Consider the following 17,676-nt stretch of genomic DNA (forward strand, 5'->3'; position numbering starts at 1 on the left):
GGGGGCCTGGCATCATGCTGATGGCAATTGATTGCGGGAACACCAACACCGTGTTTTCTATCTGGGACGGGACAGAATTCATTGCGACTTGGCGCTGTTCCACTGATCACAAGCGGACGGCTGATGAATACTTTGTTTGGCTGACGACATTGATGAACCTTCACAAGATGGAGGTTCACATCACTGAGGTTATCATTTCTTCTACCGTTCCGCGTGTTGTGTTCAATCTGAGGGTTCTTACGGACCGCTATTTCGGCTGTCGCCCTTTGGTTGTGGGTCGGCCGGATTGTCGGTTGCCCGTTGACCCTAGGGTGGATTACGGCACCACCGTGGGGCCGGACCGGCTGGTGAACTCCGTGTCGGGGTTTGATCGACATGGGGGGGATCTGATCCTGGTTGATTTTGGCACGGCCACCACCTTTGACGTTGTGGACCGGGATGGCGCTTATATCGGTGGCGTCATTGCCCCTGGTGTCAACCTTAGCCTTGCCGCGTTATCGGCGGCGACCGCGGCCTTGCCACATGTGGATGTTACGCTTCCCGCCCAAACTATTGGAAAGAATACGGTAGCTTGTATGCAATCGGGGGTGTATTGGGGCTATATCGGTTTGGTTGAGGGCATTTGCCGCCAGATCAGGGTGGAACATATCCGCCCGATGAAAGTGATAGCCACCGGGGGGCTTGCCCCGTTGTTCCAACAGGGAACAGAAATTTTTGACGCAATCGAGGATGATTTGACCATGCATGGTCTTGTCCTCATAAATGAACTGAATAAGGATCGAGACACCGCATGAAAGCGAACCGGTTAATTTATCTCCCCCTCGGCGGCGCGGGAGAGATTGGGATGAACGCATATGTTTATGGTTATGGGCCAGAGGATAAAGAACGCCTGATCCTTGTGGATCTGGGCGTGGCCTTTCCCGATATGGATACGACCCCTGGGGTTGATTTGATCATGCCCGATATTTCGTGGCTTGAGGCGCGCAAGGACCGGCTGGAGGCGATTTTCATCACCCACGCCCATGAAGACCACATCGGTGCGGTTGCTCATTTCTGGTCGCGATTTAAATGCCCGGTCTATGCCCGCCGCTTTACCGCGACCATCGGCAAGCTGAAATTTGATGAACACGGCCACCCCAAAGACGCGATCACAGTGGTTGAACCGCGCCCCGATGTGGTCAAGGCCGGCCCGTTTGATGTGCAGTTCGTACCTGTTGCCCATTCCATTCCCGAAAGCTCGGCTTTGATCATTGATACCGAGGCGGGCCGGATCGTGCATTCGGGTGACTTCAAACTTGACGAAGAGCCTTTGGTCGGTGAGGCTTGGCAGCCGGATGTGTTCAAGGCCATCGCACAGGAACGTCCCGTCAAGGCCTTGATGTGTGACAGTACCAATGTGTTTTCACTGCATGCAGGCCGCTCTGAGGCATCTTTGCGCGACCCTCTGCGCGAGTTGATCAGCGCCCAACGCGGAATGGTCGTGGCCACGACTTTTGCCTCTAACGTTGCGCGTCTGAAAACACTGGCAGAGGCGGCCCAGGCTGCCGGGCGCACGATTTGTCTTTTGGGGCGTGCGATGCGGCGGATGGTTTCTGCGGCCGAGGCGTCGGGCGTTTTGACCGGCTTTCCACGCACTATCAGCCCCGAAGAGGCGCAAGAGGTTCCGCGCGGCGATCTGATGTTGATCGTTACCGGCAGTCAGGGAGAACGGCGGGCGGCTTCAGCGCAACTGTCCCGCGGGAAATATCTGGGCCTGTCTATGAAGGAAGGCGATACCTTCCTGTTCTCGTCCAAAACCATTCCGGGCAATGAACGTGGCGTGATTTCCATCATGAACGCTTTTTCCGAGATGGGCGTGAATATTGTGGATGACAGTGGCGGGCTTTATCATGTCTCCGGGCATGCCAACCGCCCCGATCTTGAGGCTGTCCACCGTGTACTGGACCCCGAAATGGTGATCCCGATGCACGGTGAACACCGTCACCTGCGCGAACATGCGCGGATTGCAATGGCTGCGGGCCGGGTGTCGGATGTTGTAATCAATGGCATGATGATGGATCTTACCGGCAAGAAGCCGGATGTTGCCGAATATATCGAGGCGGGTCGCACCTATCTTGACGGTTCCGTTATGATTGGCGCGCGGGATGGTGTTGTGCGGGACCGGATCCGGATGGTTCTCAACGGTCATGTGATGGTGACGCTTCTGCTCGATGAGGCTGATTCCTTGCTGGGCGACGCCTGGGTAGAGGTCAAAGGTCTGGCAGAGAAGGGGCGCACCGGTGCTGTTTTGGCGGAGACGCTTGAGGCGGATCTGACCGAATATCTCGACGGGGCAGGCAAAAAAGTTTTGAAGGACGATTCCAAGCTGGATGAGGCCGTGCGTCGTGTCGTACGCCAGATCTGTATGGAAGAAATCGGTAAAAAGCCCGAAGTGACCGTGGTTGTCAGCCGCTTGACCGAAGGCTGATTGTAAATGCATCAAGAAAAAGGCGCGCAAGGGAAACCTTGCGCGCCTTTTTTATGGCTGATCAAATGCGGATGCTGCGATTATTCAACTTGCGCTACATCAGTGCTGTCTTCGTCATCGTCAGAGTGTTCCTCAAGCTTGAAACTGCGCAGAATGAAATCAGGCACGTGGTCGCCCATGCCAATAACTCGGTCATTACCATTGCCGTTACCATTGCGCCGGTCGCCCCGTCTGTCATCGCGCCGCGTCTCACGCGGTGCGCGGCGGGACTCCTTGATCGGGGTGTCAGCTGTTGCAGTTTCCTTTGCAGCGATCTCTTTTGCGGGCTGGGGCTCTGGCGGAGCTGCCTCGGCTGCGACAAGTTCTACCTTATCGGTCTTGCGGGTCCGGCTCCGTGTTCGGCTGCGGCCAGATTTCTCGACCTCATCGGGTTTGGCTTCTTTGGCTGCAGGGGCCGGTTTTTCATTCTTATCCCCAGGCAATTCGCCGCGCGGAATGGTTTTGCCGATAAGCTGCTCGATCGCGGCCAGATATTTCGCATCTGTCGGGGAAGACAGCGTAAAGGCCTTCCCTTCGCGCCCGGCGCGGCCAGTACGACCGATACGGTGAACGTAATCCTCGGGATGGCTTGGCACGTCAAAGTTGAAAACATGACTGACGGCGGGCACATCCAGACCGCGTGCTGCCACATCAGAGGCAACAAGCAAGTGAACCGACCCTTCGCGGAAGCCGTCCAGCGTGCGGGTCCGCACCGATTGGTCCAGATCGCCATGGATTGGCGAGGCGTTGAAACCATGCTGTTTCAATGACTTGGAAACAATATCCACGTCCGATTTCCGATTGCAGAAAATGATCGCATTGGTGCAGCTTTCGCCTTCGGCTCGAATCAGGGCGCGCAAAACATCACGTTTTTGCGAGGCGGTGCGGTCCTTACGGGTCGGCACCACTTCAATCAGTTTTTGCGTGATCGTCTCAGAGCTGGAGTTTTGGCGCGCCACCTCGATCTTCACGGCGGCGGACAGGAATGTATTGGTGATCCGTTCAATCTCGGGTGCCATGGTGGCAGAGTAAAAGAAAGTCTGGCGTGTGAACGGCGTCAGGCTGAAGATTTTTTCAATATCAGGAATAAAGCCCATATCGAGCATCCGGTCGGCCTCATCGACCACCATGATCTGCACGCCTTGCAGCAAAAGCTTACCCCGCTCAAAGTGATCGAGCAGGCGGCCGGGGGTCGCAATCAGCACGTCAACGCCGCGGTCGATCAGCTTGTCCTGCTCACCAAATGCGACGCCGCCGATCAAAAGCGCCTTGGTCAGTTTAGTGTGTTTGGCATAAATATCAAAGTTTTCGGCAACCTGTGCGGCCAGTTCCCGTGTTGGGGCCAGCACCAATGAGCGCGGCATCCGGGCGCGGGCGCGGCCCTTGCCCAAAAGGGTGATCATCGGCAGCGTAAAGCTTGCCGTTTTGCCGGTGCCTGTTTGCGCGATACCCAAAACATCCCGCCCTTCAAGCGCATGGGGAATCGCTTGCTCCTGGATCGGGGTTGGGGATTCGTAGCCAGCTTCGGCCACTGCTTTCAACACGCGGGGATCCAGCGCGAGATCAGAGAATTTGGTCATGTGCGTCCTGTATATGCGGTATCGGACCGCAAAAATGGGATGGGACGCAAGATTTCCGGGCGTCCCGGCGTCAATGCCCGAAGGCGTGACAGCAATTAGCCTTTTTAGGGCCAAAGGTCAAGTTGAAGCCGCAAAACCTTGTGTGTCCGTTTGAATATACCCGCGCAGATGGGGCAGATCAGCTGGGTACGACGGCATTAATCCGTTGCTGCTTTGGTATGCGATTTGCACCTGTCACGAAAGGCCCGCATGATAGGAGTTTGCAACAACATATAGTAGCGCGCAAGATGGGTGTAGATGGCGGTTTCGCGCAGCTCTTTCAACTGCCCGCCAGAGGCCGCATTCAAGGCCGCCATTCGGGCGATGATCCGCTCTTGCCATAGTGCCATACAATCGTCGATTTCAATGTTTTTGTTGCGTTTTTTCCAGTGGCGAAAGGCCACGCGGCGGTTGGCGGTGCTGCCGGGGCTGGCCAGAGATTTCAACATGAAGCTGGCCAGATCGCGTGATGCATAGTGGTTGATCTGCGCAAAGGCGCAGCCGCGCGCATCGGTCGACAGAATATTTTTGACACGGTAGTCATCGGGGTGCAAGTCGCTGCCGTTGCGATAGCGAATAGCCTCGGGCGCGATTGCGGGCAGTTCGGGGTGGTGAATGCCGGGCCGTTGAAACACGCTAGGCCGGAACAGGCATTTGTAAGGTGTCGCATTGCCTTTGGGGCCAAGCGGGCGGTCGGCCATGCAAAAACGGTCCGTTACCAGCTCATCTGTCAGCAACTCAAAGCCGGAACTGCCGAAATCGCGCCGATTGATATGCAGGCAATCGCTTTCCGGCACCGCTGCAATCAGGTCGGCTAAGGTGCCATCGCCGGTTTTGACCACCAGAAATTCGTTCATATCCAGCGCCATCGCCCAATCACTTTCCCGGAATTCAGGGAACGCGCTGGCGCGGGTATAGGCTTGCGTTTTGACTTGGGGTTTTTCGGCGCGGTTATAGAAATATTTGATTGCTCCGATCTTGCGCAGGGCAAACAGGGTTTCATGTGTCAAATCATCGCTATCATTCTGAAAAATAACGATATCGGTAAAGCCAAGCTCCTGATGATGGGCGACCCATTCCAAAAAATAGGGCGCCTCATTCGTGGCGGTGGTAACCAGAAAGGCCCTCATCTTGGTCATGTTGCCCCCTGCCTTTACGGCTTGCGTGCAGCGATCCGCGCCTGCTTTTTGACGCGCATTTGAGATATACGCCGAAAAAGGCCGCCCTTGTCATGGTTCAGCCGCTCCAGCAGTGTGCAGCCAAGCGGACCCATCACCGGTTCCGCCAGCGCGCGCTGCCAAAGTGGCGCAAGCAGGTTAATATCCAACCCCCCTGAGCCCAGTGAGAAAGGCGTCATATCCAGCGGCATATCCGCCTTGAGGCGGCGCAGGCCAAAGGCTTCATCAGGGGCTTTGCCGCTGTGGAGCCGTTCAAATTCATAGAGCTTCATGACCGAAAACAGCATCCCCATTTCGCGCCCCAACAGCTTTTCATTCATGGTCGCGCCATGTTCGCCAAAGGTAATAACTGCCGAAATCAGCCAACGTGTGTTCAAAAAGTTCAAAAGATAGGGGGATTGCTCGGCCCAGGTTTTGCGAAACAGCGCAGGGGCGTGATCTGGAAAGCGACGCTTGCGCAGATGGGAAATCACCAGCGCGTGCAGCAAGGCCAGCTCTGACTGGCCGCCAAGCTCACGGCGCAGCTCATGCTCTTTGGTGGCGTGACGGCTGGCCCCCTCGGGCAGATCGGGGGGGGAGGGCGGCAAGGTGATGCGTGCCAATGCGGCCAGATCAACATCCAGCCCCGGCAACCCCTCGCCCCCATGGTGGCGCAGCGGGCCACGCCTTTTGTCCCAATGCGTGATCAGGCTTTGGGGGGCATCGGGATAGGTGGGGTCGGTCATGCTCTGCCTTATCTTGATCGGTCCGGCGCAAAGGTTATGCCATCATCTCCTTTGTCGCGGTCAGCTTCAATTCGGGGTAGTCGCGGGCGATGCGGTCGATATCCCATTGCAAGCGCGTCAGAAACACGGTGTCCCCATCGCTGTCTTGGGCGATATGACCCTTGTTGACGGCCATGAATTTATCCATCTCGGGTTTGGGCCCCTGCACCCAGCGGGCAGAGGTGAATTGAGACGGCTCAAACCGGACGGGCAGCGAATATTCCTGCTCAATCCGGCTGGCGAGCACGTCAAACTGCAACGCGCCCACAACCCCCACGATATAGCCCGACCCGATCATCGGCTTGAACACTTTGGCGGCACCTTCCTCGGCAAACTGCAAAAGTGCCTTCTCCAGATGTTTCGCCTTGAGCGGATCGCCCGCGCGCACCCCTTGCAAGAGTTCCGGCGCAAAGGAGGGGATGCCGGTAAAGCGCAGCGCCTCCCCCTCGGTCAGGGCATCGCCGATGCGCAGCTGACCGTGGTTGGGAATGCCGATGATATCGCCGGCCCAGGCCTCTTCGGCCAACTCGCGGTCGGCGGCAAGAAACAGCACGGGGCTGCTGATCGTCATCACCTTTTTGCTGCGCACATGGTTCAGCTTCATCCCGCGGGTGAAATGGCCCGAGGCAAGCCGGACAAAGGCCACACGGTCGCGGTGCTTGGGATCCATATTGGCCTGCACCTTGAACACCATTCCCGCGACGGTGGTTTCCTCGGGCATCACCTCACGCGTGGCGGTGGGTTGGGGTTGTGGCTCGGGGCCGAATTTGGCGATTCCGTCCATCAATTCCTTGACCCCGAAAGAGTTGATCGCAGAGCCGAACCAGATCGGCGTCATCGACCCGTTCAAAAGCGCCTCACGGTCCAGCGCGGGCAGCAATTCGCGGGCCATCTCCAGCTCGTCACGCAGACGTTCCAGCGCCTCGGCGGGGATATGTTCGGCCAGTTTCGGATCATCGAGGCCGTTGATCGAGATGGTCTCGGCCACGCGGTTACGATCGGCGCGGTCCATCAACTCAAGACGATCATTCAAAATGTCATAGCAGCCCAGAAAATCGCGCCCCGACCCGATAGGCCAACTGGCGGGCGAGACGTCAATCGCCAGATTTTCCTGAATCTCGTCAATGATTTCAAAGGTGTCGCGGGCCTCACGGTCCATCTTGTTACAAAACGTCAGGATCGGCAGGTCGCGCAGACGGCACACCTCGAACAGCTTGCGGGTCTGGCTTTCGACACCCTTTGCGCCGTCGATAACCATCACGGCCGCATCCACCGCCGTCAGCGTGCGGTAGGTATCTTCGGAGAAATCGGAGTGGCCGGGGGTGTCGACCAGATTGAACCGGTACTCACGAAAATCAAAGGACATTGCCGAGGCCGAGACCGAAATCCCGCGGTCCTGCTCCATCTTGATGAAGTCGGATTTGGTGCGCCGTGCCTCACCCTTGGCACGCACTTGGCCCGCCATCTGGATCGCCCCGCCAAACAGCAGGAACTTTTCGGTCAATGTGGTTTTACCGGCGTCCGGATGTGCGATGATCGCAAAGGTCCGGCGGCGGGCGATTTCGGGCGGAAGGGGGGGGCGATTTTGCTGCATAGGCTGGCACATATCCGCTATTTCGATGCTTCGCAACTGGCGTGATATGACCTTTCAGGGTGTGCCGCGCCGACGTTTTGCCACATCGTGTCTGAGGGCGGCCACAACTTGTGGTCCTGCCTCAATTCCAAAATGCTGATTCTGGCTCACTCCGGGGAAGCGCGCCTGTACTTCGGCGGCAAGATCTGAGGGCAGGCGCGAAACGGTCGCCTCTGTCACCAACAGGCTCTCGGCGGGAATACCCTCGGCATAGATGACCTCGTGGCTGTCGAAGACAAGGCTGAAGTAATCCACATAGCCGCCCTCTCGGATAAAGATACGCTCGCCGTCGACCAGATGTTTGGCCTGTACCAGAACCTCGGGTTTTGCGACGTCGCCCCCGCGGTGGCGCAGGTAGCGGAACACGCGGTGATGTTGGCTGATGATCAGATCGCCCGCATTTTCGATCTCGCCCGCCGGTATCACCACGGGCGCATAGGCGCCGACGGCCCGCAAGGTCACCTTGCCCAGCCAGCGCAGCTCTTGTGGGCCGTGATCACGGGTCAGAATCCGGTCACCGACAGAGAGATCCTCAATCGGGCGCTGCGCACCATTTCCCAATGTAATCAATGTCCCCCGCCCAAATGAAATGCATAGCAGATCCAGCAGGCGTTCGGAAGGTTGCGGCGCCTCCATTTTAAGCAAGGTATAGTCGATGCCCATCCCGATCGGGGATAAGGGCAGCACCCAATAGCTACCATCCTGTTCCAGCCGAAGGGCAAGAAGCTCTACCCTCTCACCGTCAGAGGCCATCATGGTATAGCGCGCAATCAGGGTAACGGAAGAGTGGGGCACACCGATACTGCTGCCCTCGGCCACGGTCTGGCTGTTGCCGCTGCGGTTCAGGATCAGTTTTTGCGCTCTGGCGTCCTGCATCAGCTCATAGATATCGCCAAGACAGACGTCCTCTGGCCCAAAGAGCCCGTCATCCATATTCACGCCGATGGTGACAACCATGTCATCGGCCTGAAAAACCTGACAGACCTGATCAGGCAGGGTGACGTTTTTCATCGCGAAGCTCACAAAGTTGTTCAATACAAGGGAGAAGGCTCAGCCAGAGTGTTCGGCATTATCCCTAGCAAATCCTTAAGATCGACGCCAGTTTCTTTGTATTTCCGAAAATACTCGCTGCCAGCGTGAATTGTGTCATGCCACTTTCCCTTTTCGCACCCGGCTGATAGCCAGAGAGCAATGAATTCATGCGCAGGGGAGTGACATTATGGATCTGGGGATCAAGGGCAAAACGGCGTTGGTTTGTGCGGCCTCCAAAGGATTGGGGCGCGGCTGCGCCGAGGCGCTGGCCGAAGCGGGAGTGAACCTTGTGATCAATGCGCGCGGCGCAGAGGCGCTCGAAGGCACCGCCGCCCATATCCGCGCCACCTATGGAGTGAATGTCACCACAGTTGCGGCCGACATCACCACCGACGAAGGCCGCGCCGCCGTTCTGGCCAAGGCCGATGGGGCGGATATTCTGGTTACGAACGCAGGCGGCCCGCCCCCCGGTGTCTGGTCGGATTGGTCGCGCGACGATTTTATCAAGGCGTTGGACGGCAATATGCTGGCGCCGATTGCCTTGATGCAGGCGCTGTTGCCGGGAATGATCGCGCGCAATTGGGGCCGGGTGGTGAATATTACCTCGGGGTCCGTCAAGGCGCCGATCCCCCAGCTTGGCCTGTCGAATGCGGCGCGCACGGGCTTGACCGGCTTTGTTGCGGGCACCGCGCGGCAAGTGGCCCCGCATGGGGTCACGATCAACAACCTGCTGCCCGGCATCCATGACACCGACCGCGCGACCAGCCTTGATACCGGCGTGGCTGAGGCGCAAGGCATCGACATGGACGCCGCCCGCAAACAGCGTGAAGCGACCATCCCGGCCCGCCGCTATGGCACGCCTGCGGAATTTGGCGCGGCCTGTGCGTTTTTGTGTTCGGATAAGGCGGGCTTTATCGTGGGGCAGAACCTCTTGTTGGATGGCGGGGCGATCAATGCCACAATCTGAGGGGGAGTGCGCGCCGGACTGGCAATGCGTCATGTTTCTATGGGGCGACAAATATGATGTCGCCATTGTAAACCGCTTGATCGATGCGATTGCCGATCATGCCAGCAGCCAGCCGCGGTTTGTGCTGCTGTCGGATCGCGCGCGCCCGGACCTCGACCCAAGGGCAGAACTGCGGATGATCCCCGACTTCTGGCTGACGCCTCAATTCCGCGGCGCAGGCTGTCAGACCAAGCTTGCGATGTTTGACAAGGGCGTTCTGGCCGATGATCTGCCCGCGCTTTATATCGATCTCGATACCGTGGTGACGGGGGACCTGAAGCGCATACTGGATCTGCTGCCGCGACCGGATGGCTTGATGTTGCTGCAAAGCGCGATTGTGCCTTTGGGGGCTGTGGGACGGTTTATCTGGCGGCGGACGAAGGGGCGGAAATACGCGCGCGGGAACTCCTCTTTGGTGGCATTCCATCCAAAGCATCACACAAAGATCGCCGCGCAATTTATTGAATTCTGGACTAAAAAGCAGGAATGGTGGTTTCGTCCCATGATCGCCGACGAACGCTTCATGAGTTGGGCCGCGCAAGAAACGGTAGAGGCCATCCCGAACAGTCTGGCGGTAAAATTCCCGACCGAGTTTATGTCGCGGATCAATCTGCTCAGCTATATCTGGGCGGTTCTGCCTTGGGTGCGGTCCCGTCGCCAAGGTCTGATTGCCGTGACCCTGTGCGGGGTGGAGATCAAGCCCGATGAGCTTTTGAAGATGTCCGAGGGCGCGCGCGTGACTGATCCGAAAGGCCGGACTTTGATTTGGTCTGATTTCATTCTGGGCAAGACGCGCGGGGATATCATCCGTTTCTATGGCGGGACAACGAAGTAATGCGGATTTTGTACCTGTCCCACCCCGAGGTGAAGATTGACCCGCAAGTACCTGGTCCTGAATGGGAATTGTCCGATCAGGGGCGTCGTCGCCTGCGCGCAGCGATCAAGCGGGGCTGGCCGGGACGCGGCTGGCGGCTTATCGCCTCACCGGAGGTAAAAGCCCAACAAACCGCAGAGATTTTGTCGCAGGCTTTTGCGCTGCCGCTGCATACCCACCCCGAAATGGGAGGGGTTGACCGGCGCGCCACCGGCTATGTGCCGCAGGACCGGTATGATCTATTGACCTGCGCGCTCTTTGACCGGCCCGCGGTTGGCCCTGAGGGCTGGGAATCCGCCAATGTTGCATCAGCAAGAATTATAAAATGTTTCCAAGAGGTTCTGTCCGAAGTTTCAGACGATATGATCTTTGTCGGCCATGGCGCTGTTGGCAGTTTCCTATGGTCCGCGCTGACCAAGACCCCGATCACGCGCGCTGCGGGTCAGCGCCGTGGTGGCAGCTTTTGGGCGGGTAATTACGACAGTGCGGGTTTTGAGCCCACGCATGGTTGGCAAGCGTTGGAAACCGCTTCAGCCAAGTGAATGGCTTGCCCCTTGTGGTGGGGCCTGCTAATTATTTCCGATTGAATTTATAAGGTAAGGTCCGGCGCCCAGATGCCCCAAACCGCAACACCCCGTCTCCAAGCCAGCAATCTGACCCGGAAGTTTGGGCCTCGTGCAGTTGTCAGCGACCTGTCGCTTACTGTTGCTGCGGGGCAGGTCACATGTCTGCTTGGCCCCTCGGGTTGTGGAAAATCCACCACCTTGCGGATGATCGCTGGCGTGGAGGCGCCCGATAGCGGAACCATAAAGATCGACGGGAAAACGGTTTGCGATGCCAGTCGCCAACTGCCGCCAGAGGCCCGCGGCGTCGGCATGATGTTTCAGGATTTTGCCCTGTTTCCGCATCTGACCATTGCCAAGAATGTGGCCTTCGGACTGCAGGGAGACAGCACGAAAAAGGCGACCCGCGTGGCGGAATTGTTGGACCGGGTGAACCTTTCAGGTTTTGACCGCAAATACCCGCATGAGCTTTCGGGAGGGGAGCAGCAGCGCGTGGCCCTTGCCCGCGCCCTTGCCCCGCGTCCGCGTGTGATGCTGATGGATGAGCCGTTTTCGGGCCTCGATAACCGTCTGCGCGATGGCATCCGCGATACCACACTTGAGGTGTTGAAAGAAGAAGGCGCCGCCGTCCTGTTGGTTACCCATGAACCGGAAGAGGCGCTGCGCATGGCCGATGAGATCGCCTTGATGCGCGATGGAGAGATTGTGCAAAGGGGCTCTCCCTATAATATCTATAACGCCCCCGCCGATAAAGAGGCCGCAGCATTCTTTAGCGATATTAATGTGATCAGGGGGGTTTCCAAAGGGGCGCTGACGCAGACCCCCTTTGGTGCCTTTCTGACGCCGGGGCATCAAGATGGCGGAAGTGTCGACATTGTGATCCGCCCGCAGCACTTGAAGATCGACTTTGATCGTGCCGGTCGCGGCCCTAATCCAACCTCGTTGGAGGGCACACCTGCGCGCGGTGTGGTGTCGCGCGCGCGGTTTTTGGGACATGAAAGCCTTGTGGATTTCAAAATGGATTTTGACGGCTCCAAACTGACAGCCGCCGTTCCGGGGGTGTTTTTGCCCAAGGTCGGCACCCCTTTGTGGTTGATGATCCGCCGCGACCGTTGTTTTGTGTTCAAGGCCTGAAGCCTAGCCCAGATCCTCAGGGTCGGGAATGAAGCCCGCCTGCGGCAGCAGTGTGGTGATCTTGAACCGCAACGCGCGGGCGGCCTTGGCATGCGGGGTGCCACCACTTCCGACGCGTGCAAGCCCGTCCATCAAGGCCGCCAACTCTTCGGTCGTCAGCATCAGGGGGGGCAAGACCAGCGGCGAGCGTAAGATATACCCCAAGCCGCGCTCTCCCTCGACGGGGATGCCGGTTGCAGCCATCATAGCCATGTCACGCCAGATTGTGCGGGTGGAAACGCCCACCGCCTGCGCCAGTTCGGCCGCGGTGTGCAATTTGCCGTCCCGCATCCGCTGGATCAGATCGAATATGCGCTGGTCGCGGCTCATGTGGTCGGGCCTGTCAATTTGCTTCAACTGACAAAATACTGTCAGCAGCATGGCGCGTAAAGCAAAATCCCCCTTTGATCCGCCGCGCAATCGCCCTAAACGAAGAGGGTAACATTGCGGGCCTATTATCAGGGCCCGACATAGGAGAATAGGCATATGCTTAACAATATCGGTATTCCGGGCCTTCTTTTAATTGCCGTTGTCGTCCTTGTGCTGTTTGGCCGGGGCAAGGTTTCGTCTTTGATGGGCGAAGTTGGCAAGGGCATCAATGCGTTCAAAAAGGGCGTGAAGGAAGAAACAGAAGAGCTGAGTAAGGCGTCGGATGATGCGGTGGATGTGACCCCCAAAGACAAGGATAAAGTCTGACAGCCATTGATCGGGGAAACCGCGCATGTTTGATATCGGCTGGACCGAACTTATGGTTATCGGGGTTGTCGCGCTGATCGTGATCGGCCCCAAAGACCTGCCCGAGATGTTCCGCACCCTTGGCCGCTTTACCGCCAAGGCCAAAGGCATGGCGCGAGAGTTTTCGCGCGCAATGGAATCGGCGGCGGATGAGGCGGGCGTCAAGGATGTGGCTGCGGATCTGCGCAAGGCGACTTCGGCCAAGTCGATGGGGCTTGACGCGGTTAAGGATGCGGCAAGCAAGTTTGAGGCATGGGATCCGATGAAATCGACCAAGTCCACCGAGGTCAAGCCCGACCCGTCGGCCCCAACGCCAGAGGTGGCCGCGACGTCGGCAGCTACGGATAAGCCCAAGCCTGCTCCAAAATCCAAAGGCCCGGCCAAAGCCAAGGCCGCACCCAAAGCCGCAGCCAAATCTGCTGCCAAGACAACCGCCACCAAGAAACCCGGCCCGAAAAAGAGTGACGCATGAGCACCGAAAACCTTGATGATAGCTCCGCCCCGCTGATCGAGCATCTGGCAGAGCTGCGCAACCGGCTGATCTATTCGGTGCTGGCCTTTGTGGTCGGCATGGTTTTGTGCTTTTCGGTCTGGAACCCGATCTTCAATTTTCTGACGCAGCCGATCTGCTCGGCACTGGCCGAGAGGAATCAGGATTGCGGGCTTGTGTTGATCAAGCTGCAAGAAGGGTTTTTTGTCGCCATCCGCATCTCGCTTTTTGGCGGTTTTATCCTTTCCTTTCCAATGATTGCCTATCAGATGTGGCGTTTCGTGGCGCCGGGGCTTTACAAGAATGAAAAGGGCGCCTTCCTGCCGTTTCTGATCGCCTCGCCGGTGATGTTCACACTTGGCGCGGCCTTTGCCTATTACGCGATCCTGCCGCTTGCCTTTGATTTCTTTCTCGGGTTCCAGCAAATGACCCCGACGACCGGAGAGGTCGAAAACAGCAGTGCCGGGGTCTTGTTTCAAGGGTCGATGGAGGAATACCTGGCGCTGACGACCAAGTTCATCCTCGCCTTCGGAATCTGTTTTCAGCTTCCGGTTTTGTTGACTTTGATGGGCAAAGCGGGGCTGGTTTCGGCGCGGGGTCTGGGGTCTGTACGCAAATATGCGGTGGTTGCCATTCTGGCGCTTGCCGCTTTGGTCACACCGCCAGATGTGATCACGCAGGTGATCCTTTTTGTTGTGGTTTACGGACTCTATGAGATTTCGATCATTCTGGTGCGCCGTGTTGAAAAGAAACGCGAGGCCGAATTGCGTGCCCAAGGTCTGTGGGTCGATGAGGACGATTATGAAGAGGACGATAGCGGCGAGGAGATGAAATGATGGACAATGCAGCGCTTCTTCGTATCGCCGAGGCATTTGAGCGGATCAGCCCCCGCCCGCTTCCGGCCCCTGATTTCGATGCCGCCAGCGCCTTTATCTGGCATGTGGCTCCTGATCGTCTGGACCCGGTGCCGAATGTGGCGCGGGTGGATTTGTCGCTTTTGGTGGGTATTAACCGCGCGCGCGATATTTTGCACGAAAACACGCGGCTGTTTGCCCAAGGGTTGCCCGCGAATAACGCGCTTCTCTGGGGGGCACGCGGGATGGGCAAATCAAGCCTTGTCAAGGCGATCCATGCCGATGTTAACCTAAAGCACGACCTGAAACTGGTTGAGTTGAGCCGCGAGGATTTGCCGACGGTCGCATCCCTATTGGGTCATCTGCGGGCGGCCAAGGACCATCGTTTCATTCTGTTTTGCGACGACCTCAGCTTTAGCCATGATGATACGCATTACAAATCGCTCAAGGCGGTTCTGGATGGCGGGATTGAGGGGCGGCCCGAAAATGTGATCTTTTACGCCACCTCCAACCGCCGCCATCTGATGCCGCGTGACATGATTGAAAATGAACGGTCCAGCGCCATTAGCCCCTCAGAGGCGGTAGAGGAAAAGGTATCGCTCTCTGATCGTTTCGGGTTGTGGCTGGGGTTCCATCCGTGCAGTCAGGATGAATATCTGGCGATGATCGACGGCTATTGCGTGGCACATGGGCTGACGGTGGACGCGGGTACATTGCGTGCCGAGGCGATCGAATGGCAGGCCACGCGCGGCTCGCGTTCGGGGCGGGTTGCCTGGCAGTTTTTTACCGATCTGGCGGCGCGCCATGGGGTAAAGCTTTCGTAAGGCCCATGCCTGAACCAGTAATCTTTTAGAATTGATCTAAATCAACGCAGCGGGGGCAATCTTCAAAATAATCTACTTCCGCGCGCGGACGTAAATTTTGGAGATAATGATGCAAACCGGACCCCTCTCTCTTTCCACCTTGGCGTTGACTGCGATCGTCGCGGCCAGCGGGGCGCATGCCGATGCCCTGCGCGATGAGGCTTTGGAAATGTTCAAGGCGCTGCCTTCGACAGTGCCCGCGGTGGCCAACAACCCCATTACCCCCGCCAAGATAGAGCTGGGCAAGGCGCTGTTCTTTGACCCACGCATGTCCGCCTCGGGGGTTTTTTCCTGCAACTCTTGCCATAACGTTGGCACGGGCGGGGATGATAATCTTGAAACCTCGATTGGGCATGGCTGGCAGCGGGGCCCGCGCAACTCGCCCACTGTATTCAACTCTGTCTTTAATGAGGCGCAGTTTTGGGATGGCCGCGCGGCCGACCTTGCAGAACAGGCCAAAGGTCCGGTTCAGGCCGGGGTCGAGATGGCCAATACGCCTGATAACGTGGTGGCAACCCTGAACTCCATGCCGCAATATGTGGATTGGTTCAACGCCGCCTTTGAGGGCGAGAGCGATCCCGTCAGCTTTGACAATTTTGCCAAGGCGATCGAGGCGTTCGAGGCCACGTTGATTACACCGGCGCCATTTGATGCATGGCTGAATGGCGATGATGCCGCCCTTTCCGATGACCAAAAGGCCGGTTTGCAGCAATTTGTCGATCTGGGCTGTGTTGCCTGCCATGCGGGGACCAACCTTGGCGGCGAGGGGTATTACCCATTCGGGCTGATCGAAAAGCCGGGCGCGGATATCCTGCCTGTGGGCGACAAGGGCCGCTTTGCCGTGACCGAAACGGTTGATGATGAATATGTGTTCCGCGCGGCCCCCTTGCGCAACGTGGCCATTACCGCGCCCTATTTCCACTCCGGCAAGGTATGGGATCTGAAGGTTGCGGTGCAGATTATGGCGGAATCGCAGCTGGGTGAGGAAATGAGCGATGAGAGCGCCGATCAGATCGTGGCCTTCCTTGGCAGTCTGACAGGCACATTGCCACCTGTTGTCTATCCGGTCATGCCCGCCGAGACAGCGACGACACCGCGCCCCTCGGGTGAGGTGATCGTGGAATAACCTTACAGGCGATCAAATTCTTGCGGGCGGTTCCTGACCGCCCGCAAGAACCGCGCGCTATTGCAGCAACGTCATTGGGTCCAGCGCCTCGACCCCCTTGCGCAATTCAAAGTGCAAAAAGGCGGGGTTGGCATTGCGGACCACGGCGATGGCCTGACCCTTGGCCACTTTGTCGCCCTTGCTGACCTTTACATTATCAATTCCGGCATAGACCGAAAGCAGGTTATCCGCGTGACGCATAACCAGGATCGGCACCTGTCCTGTGTCTTTGGTAATGGCGACCACCTCGCCTGCTGCGGTCGCACGCACGGGGGATCCGGCGGTGGCGCCAATGTCGATGCCCTCACTTTTACCCTTTACGAAGGGGCGGATGATCTTGCCATCGGCGGGCATCACGAATTTGCTGTCAGAGGCGGCGGTGCGGGTTTTGCCCAGATCGGGTGAGGTCGGCGTGCCTTGGGGTTTGGCCGCCGCAGGCTGCGTTTTCTCGGCAGGGAGGGGTTGTGTGGCGGACGGTGGGACCGGCGTGGGGGACGCGGTCCCCGGGGGGTTGGTCGTCGCGGCCGCAGGGGCAGTGCTGCTGACCACGGGGATCAACAGGTACTGGCCCTCGCGCAGCCCAAGGTCCGTGCCGAGACCGTTCCAATCGGCCAGCGCCTTGACGCTGACGCCATAGGTGCGGGCAATGGAATAGGCAGTCTCTCCGCGCTGTACGCGGTGGCGGCCGGGTTGCGCGGTGGTGGCCGCTTGCGTGGTCGGGGTGCTGGTGCTGCCAACACGGTCAAGCGCGCCCGAGGCGATCGAGGTGACCTCGATCGGGGCAGGCGCGATCGTGCCGCCGACAATAGCGCCTGCCTGTGGGGCACTGCCGATGACAGAGGCCGATTCAATGCGGCGGGGCAGGCGATCACCTCACCGTCGCGCAACAGATCGTCGGGCTTGAGGGCGTTATAGCCGCCAAGCTCATTCGCGTTGATATTCAGGCGGCTGGCAACGCTGGCCACAGTATCGCCGCGCCGCGCAAGTGCGACCTGATACCCGGGATAGGAGATCACCCCGCGCGCATCCGGGCTGGGCCGGTTTGCAGTCGCGTTGCGGACGGCTTCGCTGGTATCAAGCGCGCCGCCGGTCATTCCACGCAGATCCCAATCCAGCGCATTGCCATCCGGCCCGCAGGCCGAGAGCGCACCAAGGGCCACACCAAGGGTAAGAAAGCGGGAAAAACGGGTCATCATGCAAGGCCTCATTGGGTTCGTCCGG

At 58.3% G+C, this 17,676-nt stretch carries 19 protein-coding genes; 11 read left to right on the plus strand and 8 right to left on the minus strand.

From position 1 onward, the window contains the following. Positions 1-14: 14 nt before the first annotated feature. Both AKU94_RS18270 and AKU94_RS18275 read left to right on the plus strand, forming a co-directional pair. Entirely contained in the window at positions 15-794 is a 780-nt protein-coding gene (locus AKU94_RS18270; RefSeq protein WP_050528666.1) for a type III pantothenate kinase, read from the plus strand. After that, on the plus strand, positions 791-2,467 hold the full coding sequence (locus tag AKU94_RS18275; RefSeq protein WP_050528667.1) for a ribonuclease J: 1,677 nt from the start codon (positions 791-793) through the stop codon (positions 2,465-2,467). The genes AKU94_RS18270 and AKU94_RS18275 overlap by 4 nt, the downstream gene beginning before the upstream one ends. Positions 2,468-2,547: 80 nt before the next feature. Here AKU94_RS18275 and AKU94_RS18280 read toward each other — a convergent pair whose 3' ends face one another. The 5 genes from AKU94_RS18280 to AKU94_RS18300 all read right to left on the minus strand — a co-directional run bounded on the left by AKU94_RS18280 (position 2,548) and on the right by AKU94_RS18300 (position 8,711). After that, complete coding sequence (locus tag AKU94_RS18280) at positions 2,548-4,086, minus strand: DEAD/DEAH box helicase (RefSeq protein ID WP_050528668.1); 1,539 nt, start codon at positions 4,084-4,086, stop codon at positions 2,548-2,550. Positions 4,087-4,283: 197 nt separating this feature from the next. Next, a complete protein-coding gene (locus AKU94_RS18285; protein ID WP_050528669.1) occupies positions 4,284-5,264 on the minus strand; it encodes a glycosyltransferase family 2 protein in 981 nt (326 codons plus the stop codon). A 14-nt stretch (positions 5,265-5,278) separates the two neighbouring features. Then, a complete protein-coding gene (locus tag AKU94_RS18290) occupies positions 5,279-6,028 on the minus strand; it encodes a hypothetical protein (RefSeq protein ID WP_050528670.1) in 750 nt (249 codons plus the stop codon). A gap of 34 nt (positions 6,029-6,062) precedes the next feature. Then, complete coding sequence (locus tag AKU94_RS18295; protein WP_050528671.1) at positions 6,063-7,661, minus strand: peptide chain release factor 3; 1,599 nt, start codon at positions 7,659-7,661, stop codon at positions 6,063-6,065. Positions 7,662-7,715: 54 nt separating this feature from the next. Then, entirely contained in the window at positions 7,716-8,711 is a 996-nt protein-coding gene (locus tag AKU94_RS18300; protein WP_050528752.1) for a Hint domain-containing protein, read from the minus strand. A 208-nt stretch (positions 8,712-8,919) separates the two neighbouring features. On the opposite strand from AKU94_RS18300, the gene AKU94_RS18305 reads away from it, so the two are divergent. The 4 genes from AKU94_RS18305 (at position 8,920) to AKU94_RS18320 (ending at position 12,309) form a co-directional block, all read left to right on the plus strand. After that, positions 8,920-9,699 (plus strand): SDR family oxidoreductase, encoded by a 780-nt coding sequence (locus tag AKU94_RS18305; protein WP_050528672.1) that lies wholly within the window; start codon positions 8,920-8,922, stop codon positions 9,697-9,699. After that, positions 9,686-10,573 (plus strand): hypothetical protein, encoded by an 888-nt coding sequence (locus AKU94_RS18310; RefSeq protein ID WP_157056610.1) that lies wholly within the window; start codon positions 9,686-9,688, stop codon positions 10,571-10,573. Before AKU94_RS18305 ends, AKU94_RS18310 begins: the two co-directional genes overlap by 14 nt. Beyond that, on the plus strand, positions 10,573-11,154 hold the full coding sequence (locus AKU94_RS18315; protein WP_050528674.1) for a histidine phosphatase family protein: 582 nt from the start codon (positions 10,573-10,575) through the stop codon (positions 11,152-11,154). Before AKU94_RS18310 ends, AKU94_RS18315 begins: the two co-directional genes overlap by 1 nt. A 72-nt stretch (positions 11,155-11,226) precedes the next feature. After that, entirely contained in the window at positions 11,227-12,309 is a 1,083-nt protein-coding gene (locus AKU94_RS18320) for an ABC transporter ATP-binding protein (protein WP_050528675.1), read from the plus strand. Positions 12,310-12,312: 3 nt separating this feature from the next. Here the strand turns inward: AKU94_RS18320 and AKU94_RS18325 are convergent, their stop codons facing one another. Beyond that, on the minus strand, positions 12,313-12,678 hold the full coding sequence (locus AKU94_RS18325; protein WP_050528753.1) for a helix-turn-helix transcriptional regulator: 366 nt from the start codon (positions 12,676-12,678) through the stop codon (positions 12,313-12,315). 156 nt (positions 12,679-12,834) lie between these two features. Between AKU94_RS18325 and tatA the strand changes: the two genes are divergently transcribed. The 5 genes from tatA (at position 12,835) to AKU94_RS18350 (ending at position 16,416) form a co-directional block, all read left to right on the plus strand. Then, the gene (tatA, locus tag AKU94_RS18330; RefSeq protein ID WP_050528676.1) at positions 12,835-13,044 is read left to right on the plus strand and encodes a twin-arginine translocase TatA/TatE family subunit; all 210 of its coding nucleotides are present in this window, start codon (positions 12,835-12,837) and stop codon (positions 13,042-13,044) included. Positions 13,045-13,069: 25 nt separating this feature from the next. After that, positions 13,070-13,555, plus strand: a complete 486-nt coding sequence (tatB, locus tag AKU94_RS18335) for a Sec-independent protein translocase protein TatB (RefSeq protein ID WP_050528677.1) — start codon at positions 13,070-13,072, stop codon at positions 13,553-13,555. Then, the gene (gene tatC, locus AKU94_RS18340) at positions 13,552-14,409 is read left to right on the plus strand and encodes a twin-arginine translocase subunit TatC (protein WP_050528678.1); all 858 of its coding nucleotides are present in this window, start codon (positions 13,552-13,554) and stop codon (positions 14,407-14,409) included. The genes tatB and tatC overlap by 4 nt, the downstream gene beginning before the upstream one ends. Next, positions 14,409-15,251, plus strand: coding sequence for an ATP-binding protein (locus tag AKU94_RS18345; protein ID WP_050528679.1), 843 nt, complete (start codon positions 14,409-14,411; stop codon positions 15,249-15,251). The genes tatC and AKU94_RS18345 overlap by 1 nt, the downstream gene beginning before the upstream one ends. A 109-nt stretch (positions 15,252-15,360) precedes the next feature. Continuing rightward, a complete protein-coding gene (locus tag AKU94_RS18350) occupies positions 15,361-16,416 on the plus strand; it encodes a cytochrome-c peroxidase (RefSeq protein ID WP_050528754.1) in 1,056 nt (351 codons plus the stop codon). A 57-nt stretch (positions 16,417-16,473) separates the two neighbouring features. Here AKU94_RS18350 and AKU94_RS20600 read toward each other — a convergent pair whose 3' ends face one another. Both AKU94_RS20600 and AKU94_RS20605 read right to left on the minus strand, forming a co-directional pair. Next, positions 16,474-17,004: a murein hydrolase activator EnvC family protein gene (locus tag AKU94_RS20600; RefSeq protein ID WP_408633713.1), complete on the minus strand. Its 531-nt coding sequence runs from the start codon at positions 17,002-17,004 to the stop codon at positions 16,474-16,476. 5 nt (positions 17,005-17,009) lie between these two features. Then, complete coding sequence (locus tag AKU94_RS20605) at positions 17,010-17,651, minus strand: hypothetical protein (RefSeq protein ID WP_232295811.1); 642 nt, start codon at positions 17,649-17,651, stop codon at positions 17,010-17,012. Positions 17,652-17,676 lie beyond the last annotated feature (25 nt).

It is taken from the genome of Pseudorhodobacter aquimaris (genome assembly GCF_001202025.1).
Lineage (GTDB): Bacteria > Pseudomonadota > Alphaproteobacteria > Rhodobacterales > Rhodobacteraceae > Pseudorhodobacter > Pseudorhodobacter aquimaris.

What these genes read in the sequence shown, in the direction of transcription:
- AKU94_RS18285 (WP_050528669.1), bottom strand. Translation starts at nt 5,264, where the DNA reads ATGACCAAGATGAGGGCCTTTCTGGTTACCACCGCCACGAATGAGGCG.
- tatA (WP_050528676.1), top strand. Translation starts at nt 12,835, where the DNA reads ATGCTTAACAATATCGGTATTCCGGGCCTTCTTTTAATTGCCGTTGTC.
- AKU94_RS18320 (WP_050528675.1), top strand. Translation starts at nt 11,227, where the DNA reads ATGCCCCAAACCGCAACACCCCGTCTCCAAGCCAGCAATCTGACCCGG.
- AKU94_RS18270 (WP_050528666.1), top strand. Translation starts at nt 15, where the DNA reads ATGCTGATGGCAATTGATTGCGGGAACACCAACACCGTGTTTTCTATC.
- AKU94_RS18290 (WP_050528670.1), bottom strand. Translation starts at nt 6,028, where the DNA reads ATGACCGACCCCACCTATCCCGATGCCCCCCAAAGCCTGATCACGCAT.
- AKU94_RS18325 (WP_050528753.1), bottom strand. Translation starts at nt 12,678, where the DNA reads ATGAGCCGCGACCAGCGCATATTCGATCTGATCCAGCGGATGCGGGAC.
- AKU94_RS18305 (WP_050528672.1), top strand. Translation starts at nt 8,920, where the DNA reads ATGGATCTGGGGATCAAGGGCAAAACGGCGTTGGTTTGTGCGGCCTCC.
- AKU94_RS18295 (WP_050528671.1), bottom strand. Translation starts at nt 7,661, where the DNA reads ATGCAGCAAAATCGCCCCCCCCTTCCGCCCGAAATCGCCCGCCGCCGG.
- AKU94_RS18310 (WP_157056610.1), top strand. Translation starts at nt 9,686, where the DNA reads ATGCCACAATCTGAGGGGGAGTGCGCGCCGGACTGGCAATGCGTCATG.
- AKU94_RS18300 (WP_050528752.1), bottom strand. Translation starts at nt 8,711, where the DNA reads ATGAAAAACGTCACCCTGCCTGATCAGGTCTGTCAGGTTTTTCAGGCC.
- tatC (WP_050528678.1), top strand. Translation starts at nt 13,552, where the DNA reads ATGAGCACCGAAAACCTTGATGATAGCTCCGCCCCGCTGATCGAGCAT.
- AKU94_RS18350 (WP_050528754.1), top strand. Translation starts at nt 15,361, where the DNA reads ATGCAAACCGGACCCCTCTCTCTTTCCACCTTGGCGTTGACTGCGATC.
- AKU94_RS18345 (WP_050528679.1), top strand. Translation starts at nt 14,409, where the DNA reads ATGGACAATGCAGCGCTTCTTCGTATCGCCGAGGCATTTGAGCGGATC.
- AKU94_RS20605 (WP_232295811.1), bottom strand. Translation starts at nt 17,651, where the DNA reads ATGATGACCCGTTTTTCCCGCTTTCTTACCCTTGGTGTGGCCCTTGGT.
- AKU94_RS18315 (WP_050528674.1), top strand. Translation starts at nt 10,573, where the DNA reads ATGCGGATTTTGTACCTGTCCCACCCCGAGGTGAAGATTGACCCGCAA.
- AKU94_RS18275 (WP_050528667.1), top strand. Translation starts at nt 791, where the DNA reads ATGAAAGCGAACCGGTTAATTTATCTCCCCCTCGGCGGCGCGGGAGAG.
- AKU94_RS18280 (WP_050528668.1), bottom strand. Translation starts at nt 4,086, where the DNA reads ATGACCAAATTCTCTGATCTCGCGCTGGATCCCCGCGTGTTGAAAGCA.
- tatB (WP_050528677.1), top strand. Translation starts at nt 13,070, where the DNA reads ATGTTTGATATCGGCTGGACCGAACTTATGGTTATCGGGGTTGTCGCG.